Source organism: Terriglobales bacterium, assembly GCA_035561515.1.
Lineage (GTDB): Bacteria > Acidobacteriota > Terriglobia > Terriglobales > Acidobacteriaceae > DATMXP01.
The window spans coordinates 135,219-159,898 of sequence record DATMXP010000023.1 but is presented as its reverse complement, the minus strand read 5'-3'; the positions used below and the strand labels follow the sequence as shown (position 1 = coordinate 159,898).

20 protein-coding genes are annotated in these 24,680 nt (G+C 56.8%); 9 read left to right on the top strand and 11 right to left on the bottom strand.

Annotated features, from left to right (window positions below; all coding sequences use genetic code 11):
• Positions 1 to 8 precede the first annotated feature (8 nt).
• The 5 genes from VN577_10990 to VN577_10970 all read left to right on the top strand — a co-directional run bounded on the left by VN577_10990 (position 9) and on the right by VN577_10970 (position 7,767).
• Positions 9 to 839 carry a 5-deoxy-glucuronate isomerase gene (locus VN577_10990; protein ID HWR15349.1) on the top strand — a complete coding sequence of 277 codons (831 nt, stop codon included), beginning with the start codon at positions 9 to 11 and terminating at the stop codon, positions 837 to 839.
• A 57-nt stretch (positions 840 to 896) separates the two neighbouring features.
• Positions 897 to 1,688 carry a 2-dehydro-3-deoxy-D-gluconate 5-dehydrogenase KduD gene (kduD, locus tag VN577_10985; protein ID HWR15348.1) on the top strand — a complete coding sequence of 264 codons (792 nt, stop codon included), beginning with the start codon at positions 897 to 899 and terminating at the stop codon, positions 1,686 to 1,688.
• A gap of 61 nt (positions 1,689 to 1,749) precedes the next feature.
• Complete coding sequence (locus tag VN577_10980; GenBank protein ID HWR15347.1) at positions 1,750 to 2,103, top strand: cupin domain-containing protein; 354 nt, start codon at positions 1,750 to 1,752, stop codon at positions 2,101 to 2,103.
• A gap of 94 nt (positions 2,104 to 2,197) precedes the next feature.
• Complete coding sequence (locus VN577_10975) at positions 2,198 to 4,741, top strand: DUF4861 family protein (protein ID HWR15346.1); 2,544 nt, start codon at positions 2,198 to 2,200, stop codon at positions 4,739 to 4,741.
• A 41-nt stretch (positions 4,742 to 4,782) separates the two neighbouring features.
• Positions 4,783 to 7,767 carry an alginate lyase family protein gene (locus VN577_10970; GenBank protein ID HWR15345.1) on the top strand — a complete coding sequence of 995 codons (2,985 nt, stop codon included), beginning with the start codon at positions 4,783 to 4,785 and terminating at the stop codon, positions 7,765 to 7,767.
• 7 nt (positions 7,768 to 7,774) lie between these two features.
• Here the strand turns inward: VN577_10970 and VN577_10965 are convergent, their stop codons facing one another.
• On the bottom strand, positions 7,775 to 8,878 hold the full coding sequence (locus tag VN577_10965; protein ID HWR15344.1) for a LacI family DNA-binding transcriptional regulator: 1,104 nt from the start codon (positions 8,876 to 8,878) through the stop codon (positions 7,775 to 7,777).
• 268 nt (positions 8,879 to 9,146) lie between these two features.
• On the opposite strand from VN577_10965, the gene VN577_10960 reads away from it, so the two are divergent.
• Positions 9,147 to 10,391 carry an SGNH/GDSL hydrolase family protein gene (locus VN577_10960; GenBank protein ID HWR15343.1) on the top strand — a complete coding sequence of 415 codons (1,245 nt, stop codon included), beginning with the start codon at positions 9,147 to 9,149 and terminating at the stop codon, positions 10,389 to 10,391.
• A gap of 19 nt (positions 10,392 to 10,410) precedes the next feature.
• Here the strand turns inward: VN577_10960 and VN577_10955 are convergent, their stop codons facing one another.
• From VN577_10955 to VN577_10910, 10 genes are all read right to left on the bottom strand, one after another.
• Positions 10,411 to 11,451 (bottom strand): LacI family DNA-binding transcriptional regulator, encoded by a 1,041-nt coding sequence (locus VN577_10955; GenBank protein HWR15342.1) that lies wholly within the window; start codon positions 11,449 to 11,451, stop codon positions 10,411 to 10,413.
• Between the two features lie 50 nt (positions 11,452 to 11,501).
• Entirely contained in the window at positions 11,502 to 13,088 is a 1,587-nt protein-coding gene (locus VN577_10950) for a ribulokinase (GenBank protein ID HWR15341.1), read from the bottom strand.
• A gap of 12 nt (positions 13,089 to 13,100) precedes the next feature.
• Positions 13,101 to 14,513 (bottom strand): L-fucose/L-arabinose isomerase family protein, encoded by a 1,413-nt coding sequence (locus VN577_10945; protein ID HWR15340.1) that lies wholly within the window; start codon positions 14,511 to 14,513, stop codon positions 13,101 to 13,103.
• A 16-nt stretch (positions 14,514 to 14,529) separates the two neighbouring features.
• Positions 14,530 to 15,228 (bottom strand): L-ribulose-5-phosphate 4-epimerase AraD, encoded by a 699-nt coding sequence (gene araD, locus VN577_10940; protein ID HWR15339.1) that lies wholly within the window; start codon positions 15,226 to 15,228, stop codon positions 14,530 to 14,532.
• A 137-nt stretch (positions 15,229 to 15,365) separates the two neighbouring features.
• Positions 15,366 to 15,602 carry a DUF6755 family protein gene (locus VN577_10935; protein HWR15338.1) on the bottom strand — a complete coding sequence of 79 codons (237 nt, stop codon included), beginning with the start codon at positions 15,600 to 15,602 and terminating at the stop codon, positions 15,366 to 15,368.
• On the bottom strand, positions 15,603 to 16,130 hold the full coding sequence (locus tag VN577_10930) for a Rieske 2Fe-2S domain-containing protein (protein ID HWR15337.1): 528 nt from the start codon (positions 16,128 to 16,130) through the stop codon (positions 15,603 to 15,605).
• Entirely contained in the window at positions 16,127 to 16,753 is a 627-nt protein-coding gene (locus tag VN577_10925) for a 4Fe-4S dicluster domain-containing protein (GenBank protein HWR15336.1), read from the bottom strand. The genes VN577_10930 and VN577_10925 overlap by 4 nt, the downstream gene beginning before the upstream one ends.
• The gene (locus tag VN577_10920; protein ID HWR15335.1) at positions 16,750 to 18,972 is read right to left on the bottom strand and encodes a molybdopterin-dependent oxidoreductase; all 2,223 of its coding nucleotides are present in this window, start codon (positions 18,970 to 18,972) and stop codon (positions 16,750 to 16,752) included. Before VN577_10920 ends, VN577_10925 begins: the two co-directional genes overlap by 4 nt.
• Before the next feature lie 2 nt (positions 18,973 to 18,974).
• The gene (locus VN577_10915; GenBank protein HWR15334.1) at positions 18,975 to 20,054 is read right to left on the bottom strand and encodes a hypothetical protein; all 1,080 of its coding nucleotides are present in this window, start codon (positions 20,052 to 20,054) and stop codon (positions 18,975 to 18,977) included.
• The gene (locus VN577_10910; GenBank protein HWR15333.1) at positions 20,054 to 21,229 is read right to left on the bottom strand and encodes an MFS transporter; all 1,176 of its coding nucleotides are present in this window, start codon (positions 21,227 to 21,229) and stop codon (positions 20,054 to 20,056) included. Before VN577_10910 ends, VN577_10915 begins: the two co-directional genes overlap by 1 nt.
• 266 nt (positions 21,230 to 21,495) lie before the next feature.
• On the opposite strand from VN577_10910, the gene VN577_10905 reads away from it, so the two are divergent.
• The 3 genes from VN577_10905 to VN577_10895 are packed head-to-tail and all read left to right on the top strand — an operon-like array spanning position 21,496 to position 24,670.
• A complete protein-coding gene (locus VN577_10905) occupies positions 21,496 to 22,578 on the top strand; it encodes a LacI family DNA-binding transcriptional regulator (protein ID HWR15332.1) in 1,083 nt (360 codons plus the stop codon).
• The gene (locus VN577_10900) at positions 22,575 to 23,894 is read left to right on the top strand and encodes an MFS transporter (GenBank protein ID HWR15331.1); all 1,320 of its coding nucleotides are present in this window, start codon (positions 22,575 to 22,577) and stop codon (positions 23,892 to 23,894) included. The genes VN577_10905 and VN577_10900 overlap by 4 nt, the downstream gene beginning before the upstream one ends.
• 8 nt (positions 23,895 to 23,902) lie before the next feature.
• Positions 23,903 to 24,670, top strand: coding sequence for an SDR family oxidoreductase (locus tag VN577_10895; GenBank protein ID HWR15330.1), 768 nt, complete (start codon positions 23,903 to 23,905; stop codon positions 24,668 to 24,670).
• Positions 24,671 to 24,680: the final 10 nt, after the last annotated feature.

Genomic DNA, 24,680 nt, shown 5'->3' with positions numbered 1-24,680 from the left:
TTGCCATTATGTCTATTGCTGCACCCTTGGTTGCCGAGAAAATGATCTTTCGTCATACAGATGCCCAAGTCGGACGACACATATCCGTGACGCCGAAGAACAGCACCAACAGGCATCTGAGTTACGGCCGTATTCGGTTGAACAAGGAAGTGCGATCGGTCGCATTCGCAAACAGCCTTGAGGAAACGGGCTTCCTCGTCCTCTCCGGCGCAGCTCAGGTCAAGGCGGCTGGCGAGACTATCAAAATGGGGCAATATGACGCGATCTACATTCCGCGCGGATCGCAGATTTCAGTAGAAACGACGAGCGAGGTGGATATCGCAGAATTCTCGGCGCCAGTGGATAACGCGTATCCGCTGCAATATGTGAATTACGCCGAAATGAGCAAAGATCCTGGGCTTAAGTTCGACGCCGGGGTAGGAACCGGTGCGGCACGGCACCTTCATATGTCGTGTGCAAAGAATGTGCAGGCTGGAAGGATAGTTTTCGGGTGGACGTATTCGGACCCGGGAAACTGGACGAGCTGGCCCCCGCACGAACACGCGTCGATGTTGGAAGAGATGTACGTGTATTTCAACATGCCTGCGCCTGCCTTTGGGTTGCAACTTGTCTACCACGACACTGAGTATCCGGAACTGGTGGTTCCCGTGCGCGAGGGTGATGCCGTTCTCATGCCCAGTGGTTATCACCCCAACGTGTCTGTGCCAGGACATAAGATCTGCTTCATTTGGGCCATGGCCGCGCATAAGGAAGTGGAAGACCGTAAATTCGGGGTGGTAAACGTTCAACCCGGATTCGATCAGGGCGGCAGCGGTTTGGAAAAGGGTAGGGCGAAATAGGCCGATTCGGTTCGGGAAAAAACGTTTGAGCCTTTACCACAATGGAGACCGCAAAGAGTGAGTAAACATCAGCTCGAAAGCGCAATAATTCTGGATTCTTTTAAGCTCACCGCAAAAACGGCGCTCGTGACAGGTTCACAGACCGGTTTAGGAGCGGGCATTGCAATCGCGCTGGCACAGGCCGGCGCCAATATCGTGCTGCATGGTCGTGATAACCGCGGAGCCAACGAGGTCCGTTCCGCGATCGAAGCGGCGGGATCCACCTCGGAACAATTCTCCGGGGATATTTCAGAGCCAAAAGTGTGCGAAGAACTTGTGTCGTTCACAGTCGAGAAGTTCGGCTCGCTGGATATCCTCGTCAACAATGCGGGAATCATCCGGCGCGCTCCCGCGTCGGAGTTCTCCGAAGAGGACTGGTACGACGTAATCGAAGTAAATCTGAATGCCGTTTTTCGTCTATGCCAAATAGCCGGCCGACACATGCTGCAACAGGGGCATGGAAAGATCATCAACATCGCCTCTTTGCTGGCTTTTCAGGGCGGCGTGTTCGTTCCTTCCTATGCTGCGGCCAAAGGCGCCGTCGCGCAGTTAACGAAGGCATTAGCAAATGAATGGGCACCCAGGGGAATCAACGTGAACGCCATTGCACCCGGTTACATGGCAACGGACAATACTGCACCGTTGAGAGCCGATCCGATTCGGAACCAGCAAATCGTGGATCGTATTCCCACGGGTCGTTGGGGTACGCCGGAAGACCTTGGCGGTGCTGCCGTCTTTCTTGCCTCTTCCGCCAGCGACTATGTGAATGGACACGTGCTGGTGGTCGATGGCGGTTGGCTCGCCAGGTGAATGGAACGAATTACTGAGTTGAAGAGAACGACGGTCAGTCTCTGATCGTCCGCGAGGAGACATGCAGAAGCCAGAACGAGGATTCCCCGACGTGGGGGTTGTTTATCAGAAGCAGATCACGAGCACGAATCCTGAACCGGGTCTCACGAGGCGCGTCGGCGCGCACAACGACAAGCTGTTTCTCGCCGAACATCGGATGGAGAAAGGCTGGGTTGGAGCACGACACAGTCATCCGCATGATCAAGTTGTGTATATCGTGCAGGGTCATCTGAAGGTCAGTTGCGGCGAACAGAACTTCGAAGTCAGGACAGGCGAAAGCTTCGTCGTACGTGGTGGAGTGGAACACCAGGCTGCGGCGCTGGAACCGTCCGTCGTCATTGATGTGTTTACACCTTGCAGACTCGATTACCTGTAAGGGAACGGCGCTGGTGCGTCCGCGGGCGTACTTTGCACCAGCGCCTCTTTTCGAACGTTGCTATTCCTTTCGCTGACTTGCAAAGGTGACCAGCATGAGCGCTGCTTTCCGTACTGCGATCCTCATAATTCTTACAACAGCTTCGGCGTGGGCGACCCCACATCTGCGAGGGGTGAAGTTGTCCATCACGAACTCGACGGACATGGCTCGACCCCACGAGAACATGGTTATCCCGCTCACGGAACTGCGAAGAGTCGCTCCCGACCTGAATGCGGGACAGTTGCTTGTCACTGCAACCGATGCCACATCGATCGAGGAGGACAGTGCGATTCTGCAGGCGACGGAAATCCCGTCGCAGGTGGACGACATTGACGGTGACAATAAGGCCGATGAATTGGCGTTTCAGATCGACCTGAAACCGAAACAGACGCGCATCGTAACTGTCACTTATGGCGAGGCCAATCGGATTTGCCGTTTGCGAAGCGAATATCCCGACCGGACTCATGCTCTTCTTGCCACGAAGATCGAGGGTATAGGGTGGGAATCGGAATACAATGGCTGGCGGCTTTACTTCGACCCACGCAACGCGATCGACCTGTACGGGAAACAACGACACTCCTTGTTACTGCGCAACCTGGCCACGCCCGAGTACGACTACCACTCGGTTTCGCCTTACGGCCGAGACATATACAAAATCGGCAACGCTCTCGGTATTGGTGCAGTCGGAGCATGGGTAGATGGAAAACTCATCAAGGTGGCGGACGTTGGCAGCCGCAATTACCGGATAGTGTCCACGGGACCGGTGCGCGCAATCGTGGACATTGTCTACACGAACTGGAATGTGGCTGGCCGAAAACTCACGTTGCGTTCGCGAATCACGCAGTGGGCGAATGAACGTGGGTTCTATCACAACCTCGATGCGAAGGGCGGGGACGGCCTGGTTTTTGCGACTGGATTGCCACTGAAAAAGAACGTCCCGGAGTACCGCTCATCGGCGACCTCTGGTCCCATCTGGGTGGCTACTTATGGCGAACAGGTGCTGATGCCAGGCGCGACGGCCACGGAAGCTCTGACCGGAACGCAACTCGGATTAGGGATTGTCCTTCTCGAACGTGACGCCAAGACGGCCCAGGATGCCGATAATCACCTGATTTCATTTTCAGTGAAGCAGGGACATGCCGCATGGTACGTGATGGCTGCCTGGGACCAGGAGGGAACGGAAGATCGAGTATCTGTCGGGAGCCCTGATGACATACGTCGGTACGTTCAGCGCGACGGACCGCGGATTGCTTCCAGGGAAGAATTTCTCCAATTCATGAAAGACACCGCTGTCCGGCTGAGTTCGCCAGTCACCGCAACAGTGCTGTCGTCGAAGGCTGAGGCACAGTCAGCTCCGCCCGACACCCTGAAATCCAAAAATCAAAGAACGTACGCGCAGGCGATATCGCTGCTTCAGAAAGAAATCGATCGTACTGCTGCCCAGTGGGAGCCCGTCCTGAAAGGCAGTGACACAATAGCGACGAACAAGGGCGACGGCTTCTTCACCGAAGGCAACAACCAGACCGGTAAATGGCAGAAGCAGAATGGATTTTTCTGGACTGGAAGTTTCTGGACTGGCGAACTGTGGAAGATGTATGAGAAAACGCATGACGAAAAATACCGGCAGTGGGGCGAGCTATGGACCCGCGCGCTGATGGGCAAGGAACTCGAACAGAACCACGACTCCGGTTTCCTCTATTTCTACTCGTCAGTTCCGGCTTTTGAACTCACTAAGAACGCCGAGTTTCGTGAGAGCGCGTTGCGCGGCGCACAAAGGCTGGAGCAGCTTTACAACCCGAAGACGCAGCTTATAGCGGCTTGGTCGGTCGGCGGCGACGACACCATTGTTGACACCATGATGAACCTGCAATTGCTCTGGTGGGCGTGGAAGCAGACCGGTGACGAGAAATGGAAGGACATCGGGATCAACCATGCGCTCCAAACGGCGAAGCGATTGGTGCGTCCGGATGGCTCGACGTTTCAGTCGGTGCATTACAACCCGGGAGACGATCGACAGCAGTTCCAGTTGCGGGGCGGCGCGCCCATGGTGGAACTGAAGTGGAAGAACAATGCGGCGCCCGGGGAAACCATCTTCCGCCACACTCACCAGGGGTTCACCGCTGATACGTCGTGGTCTCGCGGTCAGGCGTGGGCGCTCTATGGATTCGCCGCCGCTTATCAGGAAACGAAGGACCCGCGTCTCCTGCAGACAGCGGAGAGTATTGCTTCCTACATTTTGAGAGAACTGCCGGAGGACAACGTGCCGTGGTACGACTTCTATGATGAGGGCGTTATTTATCGCAATCGCGACACGTCCGCTGCGGCGGTCACTGCCGGCGGGTTGCTACGGCTCTCCCAGGGTACTTCGGATGCAAAGCTCGCAACTCAGTACCGCCAGACGGCGGAAAAGATCGTGCAGTCGCTAATCAACCGATACCTGACGCCGGTCTCAGCGGGAGATAGCACGCCAGAAGGAGTGTTGCGCCATGGGAGTTCGACCCGGCCCGGCGATACTCCGCTCATCTACGGGCAATACTACCTGCTTGAGACCCTGCTCGACTTGGAGAGGCAGTCAGGCGCACGGCGGGCGGCACAATGAGACGTGCGGTGTGTTGTATTGCGGCAATCCTTCTTACTTGCTTGTCGGCAGTTGCACAGCAACATCCTCCGATAATCGAAGCTGAAATATTCAACCTGGACGTCTCCAGGTTTCTGGGACAACAACTGACGGCGCATGTCGCAGATATTACGACTCTCGATCCTCCGCCCGATCGCGTGATGGGCGCGCTGACAATGGGCGAGTTTTCGTGGGGAGCCTTTGCGAGGGCGCTCGGTTCGTATTACGCACTTACTGGTGAGCGTAAATTGGCGGGCCGCGATCTAGCAGAGTTCATCGGGAAGATCGGTCTGATCGAAGCCCGAAAAGGCGGCAAGACATTCGCGCAACTCTACGGCGCGATTGCGTTGTCATCGTTCGGTGCCAATCTCAGCAGCAACGCTGTCTGGCAGTCGCTTACGCCTGAAGAGCAACAGGCGTGGAGGTCACTGCTGGATCCGTCGCGCTTCTACGATCGCAACACAAGGCGCGTGATTAATCTTCCGGAGAACTACTTCGGGGTTGCCGCTCGGATTGTTGCGCTCGACCAAAAATTGGGAGTACTCAACGACAAGGCATTCGTTGACGACGTGATTGATCGCGCAGCGGAACAGTTTGTGAGCGGGAATCTTTATTCTGATGACGGACTGCCAGCCGGCCGCTTCGATCGCTATTCGAATGAGTACGCTCGTTACGTCTATATGGCTGCCGAACTGGCTGGCCGTAAGGACGTAATGAAGGCCCTGGAGCCCACCCTCAAGCGACAGATGCAAACATGGTGGGATCTGATTTCGCCCGATGGGTACGGATATCCATGGGGACGCAGCTTGGGTGCGATCAGCTACATGGACACGATGGAGATTGTTGCCTTCCTCGGTGAACACCCGCAATTCCGCCCGGCCCCGATGTCGCAACTGGCCAGTGCGTATTACACAGCCTGGCAATGGCTGAAGCATGACGTCTTACCGGAACGTCACGTGCTTAACGTATTCGGCTACGGTCGTGGCAACTACAGCTACATCAACCGGGAACGTGAATGGCAGCAGACATCCGCGTTCCTGGGGAAAGTGGCGGGAGCGCAGTACAGCTTCCAGCGTGCGATGAAGGCAGAGCAGCTTGCGACTATTTCCACGCAAGTGGTTCTACCGAACGTCGCCCGCTTTGAGTACTTCAGAAGAGGGGACCGGGAGTTCGGGGTTTGGCTGGTGAGGCAGCCGGGCATTCAGTTTGCGCTGCCGATCACATCGGGTACCAAGCCGGGAACGTCGGACTACCTTCCGTCCCCTTACAACCTGCTGAACTTCGTGCCTCCGGTTGAGCAAATCCTGCCGGTTATGACTCCTTTTATCCAACTTTCGGATGGTCGCACGATTGTCGCAAGCGACGGCGCTGATGAAATCCAACCGGGAGCAGATGGGAAGTCCCTGCGAGCTGTCTGGCGGCGATGGGCAGTAATCGGAACCAAGGCTGGGGAACTAACAGCCCCTGGCATCGTCGCCGACGTTCGTTGGGAATTACAGGGAACCTCCCTGGTTCGAAAAGAAAGCCTCTCCGTTTCCAAGCCAATAGAGATACGACGCATGTGGATGGTGGTTTCCAGCAGTGCCGAACATTGCGTGCGGGTTGGGAACGGTGAAACCTATAACTTCGCGGGTCCGGAAGGCGAAATGACTTTTGCGTTCACCGGATGGGGCCAGAACACATCCAGGGAAATTCGGTTCACAGGAGATTCGCCACTGGGGAAGGGAAGCCGCGGAGCGGTACCGGTATTGCTGGAGATAGAGCGAGAGGACTTTGAACTGAGTCCGCAAGAGCCTCTCTCGTGGGCGATGACGATGACAGTTGCTCCTCGGCAAGCGCGAGTCGCGGTGCAACACCCGAAATCTCCACGAGTATTTCTGATGGACGCAAACGCGCTAAACGAAGCGCGTGCCCACTCTCAATCAAGTGGAGCGAAGGACCAGTTGACACTCAAAGTCACAAGGGACGGAGATCGCGCATTAAGCGCCGGCCAGTTCTCGGTGATGCAAAAGCAAGTCGTCCCGCCCAGCGGAGACAAGCATGACTATATGAGCCAAGGTCCGTACTGGTGGCCTGACTCAGCGAAGCCGGATGGCCTGCCATATATCCGGCGAGACGGCGAAAGAAACCCGGAGATCTATAAGATCGGCGACAACGAGCAAATGGACAAGATGGTTTCGTCGGTCCGCGCGCTCGCTCTGGCGTGGTGGCTGACGGGTTCGCAGAAGTACGCGGATCGCGCGACGTTGCTGCTGCGGACGTTTTTCCTCGATCCCGCCACGCGCATGAACCCAAACCTAAACTTCGCGCAGGGGATTCCAGGGCGTTACCGGGGTGGGAAGTCGGGCATTATCGAAAGCCGCAATCTCACCATGGTCGTGGACGCAGTAGGGCTGCTGCAAGATTCCCACGCATGGACCGCAGCCGACCAAGCTGGAATGGAGCGATGGTTGGGCGACTTCCTGGCCTGGCTGCGACAAAATCCGCTTGGGATTGCGGAGTCCAAATCGAAAAATAACCACGGCACGTATTATGACGTCCAAGTAGCAACTTTCGCGCTGTTCATTGGCGATTCATCGCTGGCTAAAAACGTGCTTCACGAGGCGATGCAGAAGCGTATCGCCACACAAGTGGAACCCGACGGACGGCAACCGCTGGAATTACTGCGGACGAAAGCCTTCAGCTATAGCTGCATGAACCTTCTCGGCCTCACTGACTTGGCGACACTCGGTGAATTGGTGGGGGAAGACCTCTGGAATTTCGAAACAGAAGATGGCCGAAGCATCCGCCGGGCGGTCGATTTTCTGGTTCCATATGCGGATGGCTCGAAGAAGTGGGACTATCCGCAAATAACGGAGATGAAGCTGGGCGATTTCGCACCGTCGCTCTGGAGAGCGGCAGTCGCCTACAAGAACAGCCGATACAGTAAACTGGCGCACCAAATCGAGCCGACTAGCAACTCCGGCCTCATGCTGTTGCGCCTGTCGGCGAATGTGGCCGGAATGTAGTACTCATTCAGCCGCGACGAAAGCGCTGTTTGGTGTTCACGGTTCGTGCCGGTCCGCTGGTCTCGCGTACTACGAGCTCAGGGGCCACGACGATCTTGATTGGAATCCCCTCCAGCTCAGCTTTCGAAGCCTCAATGCGTCGGATCAATGTCTCGGCGGCGATAGATCCCATTTTCCTAAGCGGCTGACGAATCGTGGTAAGTCCGAGTGTCTGGTATGCGGCGCTCTCGATATCGTCGAAACCGATCACGGAGATGTCCTCGGGCACTCGAAGCCCTGCCTCACTTAATGCACGCATAGCGCTGATGGCGCTTACATCGTTAAAGGCAAAAATTGCGGTGAATGGCTCGCCGGAAGCAAGAAGCTTTTTGGTCGCTGTGTATCCATTCCGCGGCGTCGTGTTCGGAAACTGAGACGCTTCAATCGGCATGGCGAGCTTCGGCGATATCGCGACGCCCAGCGTAGATGCGAACTGTTTTATGGTTTCCCACCGAATTTTCGCATCCGGGACAAAGTCAACGCCCTTCATAACGGCGATTTTCCGGTGCCCAAGGTCGTAAAGGTGCCGCATCCCCAGTTCTGCTGCGGCTTGGTGATCCAGAATCACCGACGGTGTGTTTTTCGTCGACGGGTAGCTGGAGATCGTCACCGCCGGCACAGGAAGTTCCGTGTCCCAGGGACCGCAAGCGGAGATCACGCCATCCACCGAGCGGTCCAGGAAAGTCGCGCTGTATCGCTGAACGAGTTCGCTCCGGAAATGGTGGCTTACCGTGATGTGCAGGTAGCCAGCCTTAACGAGGTGCTCCTCAATGCCCCCCAGCACTCCGACGTTATACCCTTCGGTAATGGCTGGAACCATGACGCCGATCATGTAACTGCGTCCGGTTCGAAGCGAACGCGCCAAGAAGCTGGGTCGATAGTTGATCTCGCGCGCTGCGGCCAGGATCCGTTCCCGTGTGTCTGCGGAAATTCCAATTGCCGCTTCGGCGCCATTCATCACCAGGGAGACTGTGGTCTGCGAAAGGCCAACCCGTTCGGCCAGTTGCTTCAGCGTCGGTTTTGCGGCTCCAATGGAGACACGCGCCCGCTGTCTTGCTTTCTTTTTGGACATTAAGGGAAGTGTGTCACAGGGAAATCGATTCCAGCAACTTAACTCGAAAAACGTACTACTGGGACGAACGTTGTCAGAAGCGTCATACTGTAACTGTCGTCTACACGGACGCTCGACAGGGACTGGAAACACTCATATAATTCGGGCCGCGAACTTATATGGGCAGATGATGTTTGGCGAACTCTTTGCTCTCCTACACGGGCGTACCGTCGAACCACCCTTGGACGACATTCCAATCACTCAATCTTGTTCTTACTGAGGATCACTCGTGAAATTGAAAAGAAACATTCAACTGGTCTTCATCTTTCTTCTTTGTACGCATTGTGTGACCTCGGCAGTTGCTCAGAAGTCTTCTTCAGGTTTCAGTGAAGACGCCCGTTGGGTGGGCACATGGGCATCGTCTCCGTACCTTGCGATTGCGGAGAATGTGCCCCCGCCGCCGGGCCTGACCGACTCCACGTTGCGGCAGGTGATCCGTGCTTCAGTAGGCGGTGCTCGCATCCGCGTGCGACTCTCGAATGCGGTGGGAAGGACACCTCTTGTCGTCAAAGCCGCACATGTGGCACTTTCCGCTGGAGGCGGAGCTATTACACCTCAGAGCGACAAACCGCTGACTTTCAACGGTAAGGGCAGTGCCGTAATTCCCGCCGGCGCACTTCTGATTTCAGATTCGCTGGATTTCAGACTCGCTCCCCTGACTGACGTCGCCATTACCCTCGCTTTCGGTGAGGTGCCAGAGGCGGTAACGAGTCATCCCGGATCGCGCACGACCTCTTATCTGCAAAAGGGTGAGACCGTTGACGCCGCAGCGATGCCCGATGGGGTCAAAGCTGATCGCTGGTACGTTATCAACGGCGTAGATGTTCTTGATGCCGGTGCCTGTTGTGCAGTCGTCGCGCTAGGCGACTCGATCACCGATGGCCGCGGATCCACAACTAACGGAAACGATCGGTGGACGGATCAACTCGCCCGGCGCCTTCAAGGCGACAAAAAGACCCGTAACGTAGGTGTACTGAATCACGGCATCGGCGGCAACCGCCTCTTGCACGATGGCCTTGGCCCGAATGCTCTTGCCCGGTTTGACCGTGATGTCCTCGCCCAAACTGCGGTTCGGTGGCTGATTATTCTCGAAGGAGTCAACGACCTTGGCACTCGCATTCGGGCCCGCGAACGAAAGGAATCATGGGCCACAGCTGATGACATCATCGCCGCTTACGAGCAGATGATAACTCGCGCCCACGCAAAAGGTATCCGGGTGTATGGCGCGACCATTCTGCCCTTTGGCGGATCGTTCTACTTTGCCCCTGACATCGAAGCGGACCGGCAGACCATAAACAAGTGGATCCGAACCAGCGGAAAATTCGATGCAGTCATCGACTTCGATGCGGCGCTGCGCGATCCGAAAGATCCCGCACGATTGCTCCCGACTGCCGATACGGGTGATCATCTACACCCCAACGCCCTCGGATACAAAATGATGGGAGATGCCATCGATCTCAGACTCTTTCGCTGAGTTCTGTCCGGAAAAGAGCTCAGAACAAACTCTGGCAAATGCCGGATTCACGAACTTGTGCAGCTAATGCCGTGGACTTTCGGAGTACCAGGCTTGTTGTCAGTACGTAGTTGCGTGACGTTTCGGAGGGGCATTCGACTTTTAGCGCATCCATCAGTGCGTCGAACGCAAGTCGAGCCAAAGCCGTCTGTGACATCTGAATGGTGGTCAACGGCGGTGTCACAAACTGCGCAAGGTGAATATCATCGAAACCTACAACTGAAAGTTGATCGGGAATGGAGATTCCCAACTCATAAGCTTCACGAAGGACTCCGATCGCGGTCATGTCGTTGGAGCACATGACCGCCGTCGGTCGAGATTTCAGAGCTGCCAGTCGGGCCAGGCACCGCATTCCGCCTTCCAGCGTATGATCACCTTCGATGACAAACCCTTTCGGAATCCGCAACTGTTTCTCGCGTATGGCAGTTTCAAAGGCCTTTTTGCGTGCCTGTGCGGACTTAAGCCGAAGCGGGCCGGAGATGAATGCGATCCTCCGGTGACCAAGGCCCGCCAGGTGTTGTACCCCTTGCCGGATGCCGGTCTGATAATCGATGTTGATGTTGCTGACTCCGTTCACTGGCGGCCCTACGTCTACGAAGACCAACGGCACCTTCCGGTAACGCAAGTGAGCCATCAGGTCTTCTTCCATCCCAAACGTCAGGACCGCAACGCCATCCACGCGCCGCTCGATCATGCGACGCACCGCCAGTTCTGTTCTCTTCGAATCGGAGCCGGTTGAGCCGAGCAGTATCTCGTAATTGTGATCGACCGCAATCTCTTCGAACGCGCGGACAATTTCAGGGAAGAATGGGTTGGTGATCTCCGAAACCACGAGTCCCACAATCCGGCTTCGTCCGGAAACGAGCGCGCGTGCCTGCACGTTGGGATGAAAGCCGAATTGTTCCACCACTTTCCACACGCGTTTTGCCAGTTGCGGATCAACTGTCGAAACGTGATTGATCGTGCGTGATACCGTCGCCGTCGAGACTTTCGCTTTCTTCGCGACTTCTCGGATATTCATTGAGCAGCTCTTCGAGTTTCAGGCGCCACAACAAATCGGTTTAACAAACCTCAATGAGCGCTGATCTTGTTGTTCACCGATTCGGCAGTACGAATCAGAGTGGGAAGAACATCTCCCATCCTCGCCGACTTGGGATCACCGAACGCAAAATAGAGGTTTCGGTAGCAGGTGTATAGGTCTTCGTAGACCTCTTGCTCTGTCGCATCTGGCATGTACGTCTTGTGCGGAGGACAAAGGGCCTTTTGCGCCTCTTCAACCCCTTTGAAAGTTCCCGCGGCGAGGAAGGCAAAGATTGCAGAACCGAGACTGACCACGCTCTTTTCCGGAACCAGGACAGGGCGCCCGAGCACATTCGCATATACGCGGTTCAATGTTGAGTTCTTCGGAGGAATGCCTCCGCCATTTATTACGCGCTTGATGTGAACACCGTTCTCGGCCATGCGGTCGAGGATCACCCGCGTGTGGAATGCCGTGCCCTCAATGGCCGCAAACAGTTCGTCCTGTGCCGTGGTCTGCAGATTCCATCCGAGCGTAATGCCGCGCAGGTTCGGATTCACCAACACCGTGCGATCGCCGTTATCCCAGGTCATGCGGAGAAGCCCAGTCTGTCCTGCTATGTATTTCTCCAGGCCTTTCGACAGTTTTTCCACGTCCGTTCCCGCACGGGCTGCGATCGCATTGAAAATGTCTCCCACGGCCGATAATCCGGCTTCGATACCTGTGCGCTGCGGGTGGACACTGCCCGGAACCACGCCGCAAACGCCGGGCACCAGGTTCGGCGACCTCGTGATACCAATGATGCAGGTGGAGGTGCCGATCACGTTCACCATGTCGTCGGTGCCGCATCCTGCGCCGATGGCATCCCAGTGAGCATCGAAGGCGCCCACCGGAATCGGAATGCCCGGTTTCAGGCCAAGTTTGTCAGCCCAGAATGGAGAGAGGGTTCCGGCAATGTTGTCGGACGTTGCGTACTCGCCCTGCAACTTATCGCGTACCCCCGCAAGCAGCGGGTCCACACCGGCCAGGAACTTCTCTGGAGGCAGGCCGCCGAGCGACTCGTTCCATAACCATTTGTGTCCCATTGCGCAGGCACTGCGTTTTACCTTTGTGGAATCGGTGATCCCGCAAAGCGTTGCCGCGACAAAGTCGCAATGTTCAAAAGCCGTCACGAAACTGCTGCGCTTGTCGGGATTCGTTCGCAACCAATGGAGGAGCTTGGAGAATCCCCACTCCGACGAGTACACACCGCCGCACCACTTGATCGCTTCCAACCCCTCGCGATGGGCGGCCGCCGTGATTTCAGCGGCCTCGCCCTTTGCCCGATGGTCACACCACAAGTAGTATTCGCCGAGCGGGACCATATCCTTCCCAACCGGAATAACCGAGGAACCTGTGGTATCGATGGCGATCCCTTTCACGTCGTCACCGTTGACGGCCGCGTTCTTCACTGCCGCACGAGTCGCTTCCGCAAGCGCACGGATGTGGTCCTCGTGCGACTGCGTTGCATACTCCGGGTCTTCGCGTTTTCGGTGGAGGGGATAGCTGGCCACTGCAGTTCCGAGTACCCCGCGCTCGCTGTCCACAATCGACACCCGAACACTTAGCGTTCCGAAATCTACTCCTGCGACGATTGCCATGCCCGTCCTCGTTTACCGCGGTTCGTGGTGATACATGTCCCAGCCCAGATAATTGGTGGTCGCTTCGTAAGCCGCCCATGCAACGGTAGACATGTTGGCCGCAACGTGATGTTCGAATCCATTGGCGCAGATGTAATGCAGCAGCTCCTGCATCGATGGAATCTCTACCACTCCAGCGCCGCCAAAGGTGTTGAGCGAATCGTCCGTGAATCGGCCTTCTCCGACGTAGCCGCGAAGGCGTCCGGAAGTGTCGTCGGTCGAAAAGCGCGCGTAGCTCATCGGGGAGGCTTTGACTTTGCCGACGCAAGTTCCGAACGTGTTTTCGATCCCAACCGTACCGGCGATGATGGCCTGATAGTCCATCTTCACATCGTTGAAGAAGTGTTTGGGCAGGTTCGAGCAGTGGAAGCAGACAGCCTTGTCGGGATTGTTGCCGTAGTTGTTGTTCCAGTCGAGCAGCGCGGAAGGCGTACCCGAGGCGAGTTGCAGAACGTGCATCGCCAGCACTCCACAGACGTCCACCTCGCACGCGCTGGAGAGCAGGCCATTGGACATCATGCTCATCACGGTGCAGGGAACGACCCCGAGGTTCTCCTCCATGGACGTCCAGCACTGCACGGCGGACACGGAAACCGCTGTCGCCCTCATCCATTCATCGATCACCGCACCCAGTTTCGCCATCTTCATCAACGCTTCCGCTGGGACGCCGCTAGTGCCAACGTAATTCTTGATCGATGCCAACTTCTGTTGTGCGCGATCGTCGGTATCTTTCATTCTTTGGATACGGCCAATGACCTCGGACAGGTCGAGCGTCTCCACCGAGATTCCGTTGCGCTCAAGAATCTTTTCGCTATAACGAACCGTATTGAATGCCGTCGGGCGAGCGCCGATGCTGCCGATACGAAGATTTCTCAAGCCGCCCGTAATGCGGCACACGGCAGCGAACTTCTTGAGATCGGTCTTGAACTCCACCGAGTCAGGGCTCTCGGTGTGCAGCGTCGTGAGCGTGTACGGAATGCCGTACTGGCGGAGGTTGTTGCAGGCGGACATCTTTCCGCAGAAACTGTCACGGCGGTGTGCGATCGTCATCTTCGAAGGATCGTCTGGCGTGGCCTGAATCAGCACGGGAACCCGCAGATTCGCCAACCGAAGCGTGTCCGCAATCGCCCGCTCGTCGCCGAAGTTCGGCAGTGTCACGATGACGCCATCAATTCTTGCCTCGTTTGCACGGAAAAGCTCGGCGCAGCGGTGTGCTTCGTCGTGGGTTTCCACGGCTCCGTACTTGCTCTGCGAAGGGTCGAGTACCACTGCATCCATGCCGGCCTGCTGTACCGCGGCGATCATTTCTTCGCGTCCGGTCTTCGCCAGGTGGTCAGGAAAAAATCCGCGATTGCCGACGATAATGCCCATCGTCATCTTCTTCATAAGTGCGTCCTTATACTTAATGTTTGTTTTGGCCGTAGTAGGCCTTGCTGCCGTGTTTCCGTAAGAAATGCTTATTGTGCAGTACTTTTGAAATCGCTGGCGCCTCGCTATTGAGCGTTACCGTCCGGTACGCAACTCGCGCCACATGCTCCAGAATGACGGCGTTGAATGCCGCGGAAGCTGCATCCTTGCCCCATGTGAATGGCCCATGATTCAGCACCAGGACTGCCGGTACACTCTCGTAGTCCAACTGTCTGAAGGCTTCTATGATGGCTGTTCCGGTATCTTTCTCGTACTCGCCCTCGATTGCTTCGGCCGACATTGAGTCGGTCACTGGCACCGGTCCATGGAAGTAGTCCGCGTGCGTAGTTCCGAAGCAGGGAATCGGTTTTCCAGATTGCGCCCAGGCCGTAGCAAACTCGGAATGCGTGTGGGTTACGCCGCCGATCTTGGGAAAAGCCTTGTACAACTCGAGGTGTGTCGCCAGGTCGGATGAAGGTCGCAGCTTGCCGTCAACCACCTTGCCGTCGAGGTCGGAGATGACGATATCGGCTGCTGTCATGCCCTCGTACGGGACGCCGCTTGGCTTGATGGCGACGAGGTTCTCGTCACGCGAGATGCCGCTGGCATTACCGAAGGTGTACAGCACAAGACCGCGCCGCACGAGCTCAAGATTGGCTTCCAGAACTTCCTCGCGAAGGCTTTTCAGCAGCATAGTGCTCCTGGTGAGAAAACGTTTACTCGCTGAATGCACAAGGATAGCTATGACTTGCCGATACGGCAACCACTAGAGTTTTTCGCAATACTGAGGAAGCCAATCGAAGCTGAACACTCCGAATAGCCGGTTGAGGTTTATTCCTGTTTTCCGGTTGAAGTTTCGCGATCGAACCGAAAAACGTAGGTGAGCAGACCCGCATTGATTGCTAAGAGCACGGTCGAGCCGATCGCCGCCGGAACAAGTATCTTCGTCTCATGCGCGAGGAGCGCTTCCATCGAGACCGTCAGCAGCCACAACTGGATTACCACCGTGCTCGCCACAAGTATCAGGATGGCTGTGAATAGCGTTGTGCCTTGCGAACGTACACTCATCTAGACCTCCACTCCGCTGGCGAATATCTCGTTTCCACGCTGCTCGATTCGAATCCTCGGCAGGCGCCTGGTCGGAGGTCCTCCCGTCGGCGCTCCCTCCGCGACATTGAACGCTCCCTTGTGACACGGGCAGAGCAGTTTGTTCTCGTCCTTGCTGTAAACGACCGCGCAGGAAAGATGAGTGCAGACCTGTGAATACGCAACCAGTTTCCCTTCTGGTGTGCGAACCGCAATGCAAGGGTCCTGGTCCGTCGGATACCGGAACAATAGAGATCCATTCTGGTTCAGCATGTCCATCGTCCCAATCGAACGCACCGCCGTCGATTCCTTGCGCAGAAATCTCGCCGCAATCGCCGTGATCCAGTTCGCTGCCGCCAGCAGAAGGGAACCGAGAGTAAGGAACTTCACCATTTCCCGGCGGCTTACGTAATGGTCGCCTTCCCATTCAATCGGAAAGTCCGTTCGCCACTTAGGTGGGACATTGCTTCTCGTCTGATCGTTTGTCGGCCACTTCAGTTCCGAACTCATCGGACTTCCTCCAGCATTAAAGCGATGTCGTATGGATCCTCAGGCAGGGACGCGGGAGTGGGCGTGATCTGCACCAGTTCCACGTTCACCCGTTCCACTTCGCGCGGCACCATCACGTACACCTTAGTTTTGACATCTTCTTCGCCAAAACGCCATGAGTTCACCGGAATGCCGCGCCGTGTTCTTTGAATGTCTTCCATGGTTGTAAAAGTCAACGCGCCCGACGGACACACCGTGGCACACATCGGTTTCTTGCCGATGCTGGTGCGGTCGTAGCACATGTCGCACTTCATCATCTGGTCTATTTCCGCGCTATATTTCGGAACCCCAAACGGACATGACACTACGCAATTCGAGCAGCCAATACACCGAGGCTTCAGTGAACTCTGTACCACTCCGTCCGGTGTCTTCTTGATCGCATCGGCAGGGCACACGCGGGCACAGATCGGGTCTTCGCAATGCATACAGACCTGCGGTGCGGTCTGTACGCTGTCGCGACGTTCAATCGTCTCCAGGTGAATCATGCTCGTGCCGCGGTGCGTGTCGCACTCTGCGCATGCCTGCACACACGCCTGGCACCCGATGCAGCGCGAGTAGTCGATGAAGAAGGCCATCGCGCTCATCGGATGCCTCCCGCCTCGACTTCCAGACGCGCAATTTCATCCGTCGGCTCTACCGTCTTGATCACCCGCACCGCGCAAATTTTGTATTCAGGGATGTTCGATTCGGGGTCGATCGCCCGTACTGTCATGTTGTTTGCTGAGCGTCCAAGTGGCCAATGGTAAGGAATGAAAACCGTGTCGGGCCGGATCGTCTTCACCACCTGCGCGCGGACCACCACGTGCCCGCGACGGCTTTCCACCTTCACGAAATCGCCATCGGCAATGCCAAGCTTCTCCGCCAGCCTCGGATGAATCTCGCACCTTGGCTGTGGATACTGGTCCAGCAAGCCGCCGATCCGTCGGGTCTGTGTTCCCGAAAGAAAGTGCGACACCACGCGTCCTGTCGTGAGGATGATCGGGTACTCCTCATCCGGCATCTCTGCCGACGGTCGCCACTCGACCGGAACGAAATGCGCTTTGCCGTCCGGATGTGCAAACTTCCCGCCTTCGTACAGACGCGGAGTCCCCGGATGACCCACTTCCGGACATGGCCAGTAAACTCCATTCTGTTCGCTGATCATCTCCCACGACATTCCGTAGTAATCGGAAATGCCGCCCTTGGAAGCCACTCGCAGTTCCTCGAATATGTCATGCGAATTCTTGTAAGGGAACTTGTCGCCGTATCCCAGCCGCGTCGCAATGTCGCAAATGATTTGCCAATCTACGCGTGCGTCGCCGGGAGGATCGACCGCCTTCCTGTGCAGGATCACCTTGCCTTCCACATTCGTCGTGGTGCCCTCGTCTTCCTCCATCAGCGACCCGGCCAGCACCACATCGGCGTACCTGGCAGTTTCGGAAAGAAAGAAATCGATGTTTGCGTAAAACTCCAGCTTCTCGAACGCTTCACGCACGTAATTCGCGTCCGGAAGAGAAACGGCGGGATTAAAGCAAATGGAAATCAGACCCTTGATCTTGCCATCGTGAATCGCCTCGATCAGCTTGACTGCCGACAGGCCCTTTCGCGGAATGGACTCCTCGGGGACGCCCCAAACGCCGGCGATGTATTTCCGATGTTCGTGATTCTCTACGCTGCGGTTGCCGGGCAATTGATCGCATTTCTGACCCTGTTCGCGTCCGCCCTGTCCGTTGCCTTGTCCCGTGATCATAGCGTAGCCGCAACCTTCGCGGCCGATCCGGCCGGTCGCCACCGCCAGGGTGATCGCCGCCACGCAGTTCTCCACGCCTTTCGAGTGGTGCTCAATTCCGCGCGCATGCAGTACAAAGCTCGTTGGAGCCGGGCCCCACATCTCCGCTGCCTTCACAATCATTTCCGGAGGCACACCGGCAATCTTCGACGCATATTCCGGCGTGTACTTCTTCACCGTCTCGGCCACTTGCTCCCATCCGGTTGTGTGCTTCTCGATGAAGTCGTAGTCGATCCAACCACGCTCGATCATCACGTGCAGCATTCCGTTGAACACGCCAATGTCGCCACCACTTCGCACCGGGATGAACAGATCCGCATTGCGCGCGATGGGAGTCATCCGCGGATCGAGCACAATCAGCTTTCCGCCGTTCTCCCGCATCTGCCAGATGTAGTCCGTCGTGATCGGCGAGCACTCCGCCACGTTCGACCCGGCCAGCAGGATCACCTTCGCCTTGGGGATGTCACTCCACGGATTGGCGCTCCGGTCCATCCCGAACACCTTTCGGGAAGCCGCCCCTGCCGATACCATGCAGAGCCGACCGTTGTAGTCGATGTTCGCGGTTCGCAGCGCCACGCGCGCAAATTTGCCCATCAGGTAGGCTTTTTCGTTGGTCAGAGAGGCACCGCTCAACACCCCGAAGGAGTCGTTGCCATATGCTTGCTGTATCCGCCGGATCTCGGCCACAGTCTTGTCGAGCGCTTCATCCCATGTCGTCGGTTGGAAGCCCTTACCTGCAACACGCATCATCGGCGCCTTTAGCCGGTCGGGATGTTCATCCTGCATGTAGCGCTTCACGCCCTTCGGACAGAGCTTCCCCTTGTTGAAAGGGAAGTCTTCCCACGGTTCAAATCCCACAACCTTGTTGTCTCGTACGCGCAACTGGATCCCACACTGTTGTCCGCAGAAGCAGCAGTGCGTCTTCACTAGTTTGTCGTCTGGTCCCGTATGCGCCCACCCTCCCGGTGGCACGCGATGAACGTGGGGCCCGAACTCTTTCACCAGTTCGGGTATGTCGACAGGAAGTTTTGCCATCTCTACCTCATCCCCTGCATGGGGCTTGCTGTGGCCTTCCAGAGGCCGTCTTGAGTTAGCGCCAGGTTCTTGCGCCGGCATGTCGGGCACACATCTTGGTAGTGTGTGCCGTCTGCCATCTCGAATTTGATGGCCAGTGCTCTCTGTACTTCTTTTAAGTCATCGATGTGAAGACGCGAGCTGTTCGGCTGTCCACACCGTATGCACAGTGCCTGTGGACCAAGCTCCCCTTCGCGTTTGTAGAAGTCCACGCCAAGTTGCGCGGGTCGTTGGAAGATGTGGAAGAACTTCCCGAACGGCAGGTACAGCAGGGTCAGGATCACCGTGATGGCGTGTACCTGGGAAAGGAACACGTAGTGCAAGCCGTTCATCAGGTGTGTCGAGGCCGTGAGAAATAGCCCCGTGATGGAGATTGCAAACAGCAGCAACAACGGCAACAGGTCATTCGAAAACTGCTGCACCGTCATGGCTCCGTGGTCGCGCCCTCTCCTCCAAAGCGCAAAGAAGACTCCCACCAGTACCATGATCGCCGATATGTCGAGAATGTTAAACGCCAGGGTTGCGGTCAGTGTCCCTAGCCGGAAACTGCCCACTGGTATCCCGAACATGAAAGCGTTGTAGATTTCCTGGCTGTCTCGCGGCGTCTCGAACCGTACCCAACCGAACGAAAGTGGGAACGTGACGGCTGCGGCCAGAATGCATCCCCAGGCAAGAAACCAGTGCGCCGTCCACCTGACGTGCGAGCGGCGATCGATAAACCGCTGCAGTACGAAATTATTCCAGAAAATCCGTGCCAGGTGCGCCACGTTCCTGAGGAGGTGTTTGGGATCGAGGAATATCTGCCAGCCCCGAAACCAATAGACCCGCGTGGGTGGTCTTCTCAGCCACATCGCGTAGCGATATCCAAGCCCGAACGCCGCAAACACCGTGGCTCCAGCATAGGAAACCAGCGCCGGATCGAAATCTCGCATCTCGCGGCTGCCAACGTAGATGCCGGCGATAACGATTGCGGCGATTAACAGTCCCCAGATCATGGCGTGACGCGCGTCTGATCCGCGCGGAAGTGAGATAGGCTTGCGCATTATCCTCCTTGTTCGATCGCCGAGGTCATTCGTACCAGCGGTGCCCGAAGAACTACGCCAAGACACACGAGCGAGAAAAGAGCGAGCAGTACAAATCCGAAAGTGAAATTACCGGTCTGTTCCTTCACCAGTCCTAATACCAGGGGAGGGAAGAACCCGCCCAGTCCACCCGCCGCGCCTACGAGTCCGGTTACGCTTCCCACTGCATTGGGGAAGTATTCCGGAACGAGTTTGAAGACAGCGCCATTCCCTAATCCGATCGCAGCGGCCATGCCAAGGGCACCGATCGTAAATGTCAGCATCATCGGGCAAGCAAGCAACAGTGCCATCACTGCTGTGAATGGAAAAACCCATTTCAGGATCGCCCGTCCGCCAACCTTATCCGCTAGCGTGCCCCCGATCGGACGCATCGCCGTTGCCAGCACCACAAACCCCGCTGTCCTCAACCCCGCGTCTTGTGGCGTCAGCTTGAACATTTCGGTCAGAAAGATCGGCAGGTACACACCCATCGCTACAAAACCACCGAACGTCAGGAAGTAGTACAGACTCAGAATCCAGCTTCGCGGGTCACCGAGCGGCCGAAATATATCGTGAAACGATTTTACCGCGCCACGACGTGGTGCGTTACGCGCAGATGCCGCAAAGATCAACAGCCAGATCGTGAGTAGGATTCCGAACGTCCAGAATCCCCAGCGGATGCCGGCCGCGGCAGCTATGAACGGTGATCCGAATGCTGCTAGCGACTGTCCGATATTACCTGCGCCATATACGCCCAGTGCAAACCCCTGTCGTTCGGGGGAATACCATCCGCTCACGAAACCAACACCCACGGAGAAACTCGCCAGCGCGATTCCGATGAAGAACCCATACAGCAGGAGTTCGGAGTAGTTCGAGACGGTTCCCATCAGGAAGGCTGGGATGATCGACAGCGCCATCACTGCGCTGAAAACGATTCGCCCGCCGTAACGATCCGTCAGCATGCCCAGCGGTATGCGCCCCAGGCTCCCCAGCAACACGGGCAATGCCACTGCCATGCTTTTCTGAACGGAACTCAAGTGCATTTGCTTGCTCAGGATCGGCATCATCGCCGACATGGTCCCGAAAACGGCGAAACACAAAGCAAATGCACCGGTTGCGAGTGATAACTGCAGTGTTGCAGATGATTGTTTTTGCATGAGTTGAACGCTTTGATTAGGTAACAACGTGGCCCGGTTGTTCGCTGGCACACAGGATAGGACAACAGGTGGTGTGGTGTCTGCACGACGACTTTTGTCACACGTTGATTTTGTCCAGCGGGGAGGTAGCAAACTGGTCGTCGCGAGTGTCCTGATTCAGGAATCGTGCGCTTGAAACGAAAGAAATCTCTTGACAACGAGATTTCAGGTAAGGCAACGTGTGAACGTTAACATATGTTAACGATAACATGCTGAGCGGTTCCCAAATGGCAAATCCCACGCAGTCTGCCAAAAAACGCAAGGTTGCTACCCTCGCCGATGTCGCTCGTGCCGCAGGCGTCGTCGCAATGACGGCGTCCCGCGCGATCAACGGGACCGGTTACGTCAGCGATTCGGTTCGGCAACGCGTGATGAAAGCAGCGCAGGAGCTGAACTATCGCCCCAATATGCTCGCCCGCAGCCTCAAGGTCTCTCGGCTTCATGCGGTCGGCATTATGCTCCCCGACATCGCCAACCCGTTTTCCGCGGAACTCGTCGCCGGATTGCAGGATGTCCTCAATCAGGCTGGATACTCCGCCTTTCTCGCCACTGCAAATCGTAGCGTCGAGCAGGAGAAAGCTGCCTTACGGGCGTTCGTGGATCATCGCGTGGACGGAATTCTCGTTGCCACTCGTGGCACTGAACTCGGTAACGAGACGATCGCCGCGATCATTCGCCAGGGCGTTCCTGTCGTGACCGTCGGCCGCCCGATCGCGAATGCGACCGTGGACATGGTTACGGCAAACCACTGGAAAGGCGCATACGAGGCCGTCACGCACCTGATCGACAAGGGACACAAGCGCATCGGCTTTGTCGGTGTTTCTCCCGACCACGCTTCGAATCTTCGCCGCTATCAGGGCTATGCCGACGCACTGGCCGCCCATGGTATCCCAGTCCGATCCGAGTATGTCGTCGGACCTGCCGTCAGCCCCGCTTACGCGACCGAGCAGGACGGATACGCTGCCATGACGCAGTTGGGCAAACTCAAGCAGCGTCCTACCGCGATTTTTGCCCGCAATGACTACACCGCGATCGGAGCCCTGCGTGCCGCACAGGAACTTGGTCTTCACGTTCCGCGCGATCTCGCCGTTGCCAGTTTCGATAACACGCCGCTTTCTGAGTTCACTACACCCCCGTTGACCACTGTCGCTCAGCCCATCACCGAACAGGGCCGTCACGCCGCCCAGTTTTTGCTAGACCGCATTGAGGGCCGATTCAAAGGGCCCGGCAGGGAAGTCTGCCTCGAGTGCCACCTTATTGTGCGTGCTTCGAGCGGATCTCGCCTCTCCCGAAAGGCAGGCCAATCATGACTCCGGCGCCAATCGCGACAAAAGAAGCTCGTCGTCCTCGCACCATCTCCGGCTTGCGCTGGTGGATGATCGGCATGGTTTTCGCTGCCACTGCGATCAACTATGTAGACCGCCAGTGTCTCGCGCTGCTCGCGCCGCAAATAACCCGAGAGCTGAACATCTCCAACCAGCAGTACGGATACATCGGCGTTGCGTTGCTGCTTGCTTACGCTGTTAGCCAGACGCTCTCAGGCCGTCTCTACGACCGTATCGGCACGCGCAAAGGTTTTAGCGTGTCGATCGTTATCTGGTCTATCGCTGCCATGGCTCATTCTCTTGCCAGCGGGGTCCGCAGCTTCATCGCTTGCCAGGCCACCCTGGGCCTAGGTGAAGCTGGAAACTGGCCCGGCGCCGCTAAGGCCAGTGCCGAATGGTTTCCGATTCGCGAGCGCGCCCTTGCAATGGCCATCTTCAACAGCGGCGCATCTTTCGGAGCCGTCATTGCGCCTCCGCTGGTGATCTGGCTCAATATTCTCTATGGCTGGAAGGCTACTTTTGTCATCACCGGTGCCCTCGGCTTCTTGTGGCTCATAGCATGGTGGTTCCTTTACCGGCGTCCGTCGGAACACTCCTCCATCAGTCGCGAGGAACTCAATTACATTCTGGAAGGGCAGAAGGTAGCCGGCAGCACGGCTTCATCTACCGCTTCACCGAAGTGGCTCGAACTCTTCCGTTACAAGCAGGTATGGGCCATTGTCCTTGCGCGCCTCTGTGTGGATCCCGTGTGGTGGCTCTTCGTTATCTGGCTTCCCAAATATCTTGCCGACGCCCGCGGCTTCAATATGAAAGCCATTGGCGCCTCCGCCTGGGTGCCATACCTCTTTGCCGGACTGGGAAGCCTGACTGGTGGCTATCTGGCCGGACGTCTCATCAGGAGCGGATGGTCCGTAAATCGAGCCCGTAAAACCCTCATCGGCGTTGCGGCCTGCGTAATGCCCGTCGGCATATTCGTGACCCAGGTGGAGAGCCCCTTCCTTGCTCTCGCTTTTATCAGCATGGAGCTTTTCGCCTTCCAGACCTGGATTAGCAACGTACAAACGCTTCCCAGCGATTTCTTTTCCGATCGCACCGTAGCATCAGTCGCCGGACTCGGCGGCACCGGTGCTGCGATCGGAAGCATGATCTTCACCTTTGCCACCGGATGGGTGGTTCAACGCTTTTCATATAGCCCCATCTTGATTACCGCTGGCGTGCTCGCACCGATCGGGACAGTGCTGCTCTTCTCGCTGTCCGGAAAGATCGACCGCGTCAACCTCAAGCCGGGCCGCAATTCATAGGAGCCGAAATGAACAACATGGACCTGCGAGGAAAAGTTGCATTGGTAAACGGCGGCGCGCGAGACATCGGACGTTGCACCAGCGTTCGCCTCGCTCAATGCGGAGCCAAGGTCGTCTTTTCCTACCCACCCTTTGAGGACCCGAAGTTCGCGGAAGAAACCGTCCAGCAGATACAGGCGAACGGTGGAACCGCTTTCGCCGTCCCGTGCGACGTTATGAAGCCTGCGGACATCGAGGCGTTTGTCATTAAGGCGCGAGAATCCGTTGGGCCTGCCATCGACATTCTCGTCAACGTCGCCGGCGGATTGGTCGCCCGCAAAGGCGTCGCTGAGATGGATGAGGCTTTCTGGGATTTCGTCATCGATCTGAATCTCAAGAGTACTTTCCTGATGACAAAGGCAGTCCTTCCGTTCATGCCCGACGGCGCTGCCATCGTCAACTTCGCTTCGCAGGCGGGACGCGACGGCGGCGGCCCGGGATCACTCGCGTATGCCACGGCGAAGGGCGGAATTATGACCTTCACCCGCGGCCTCGCCAAGGAACTCGGCATGCGCAAGATCCGCGTCAACGCCGTCTGTCCAGGCATGATCAACACCACTTTCCACAACACATTCACCAAGCCGGAAGTGCGCGTAAAAGTTGCCGCTGCAACTCCGCTTGGACGTGAAGGGGATCCCTGCGAGGTTGCCAATCTGGTCGCGTATCTCGTCTCCCCGGAATCCTCTTTCCTCAATGGGACGAACATCGACGTAAACGGGGGCCTGTTTTTCTCCTAGTTGTTTCGGA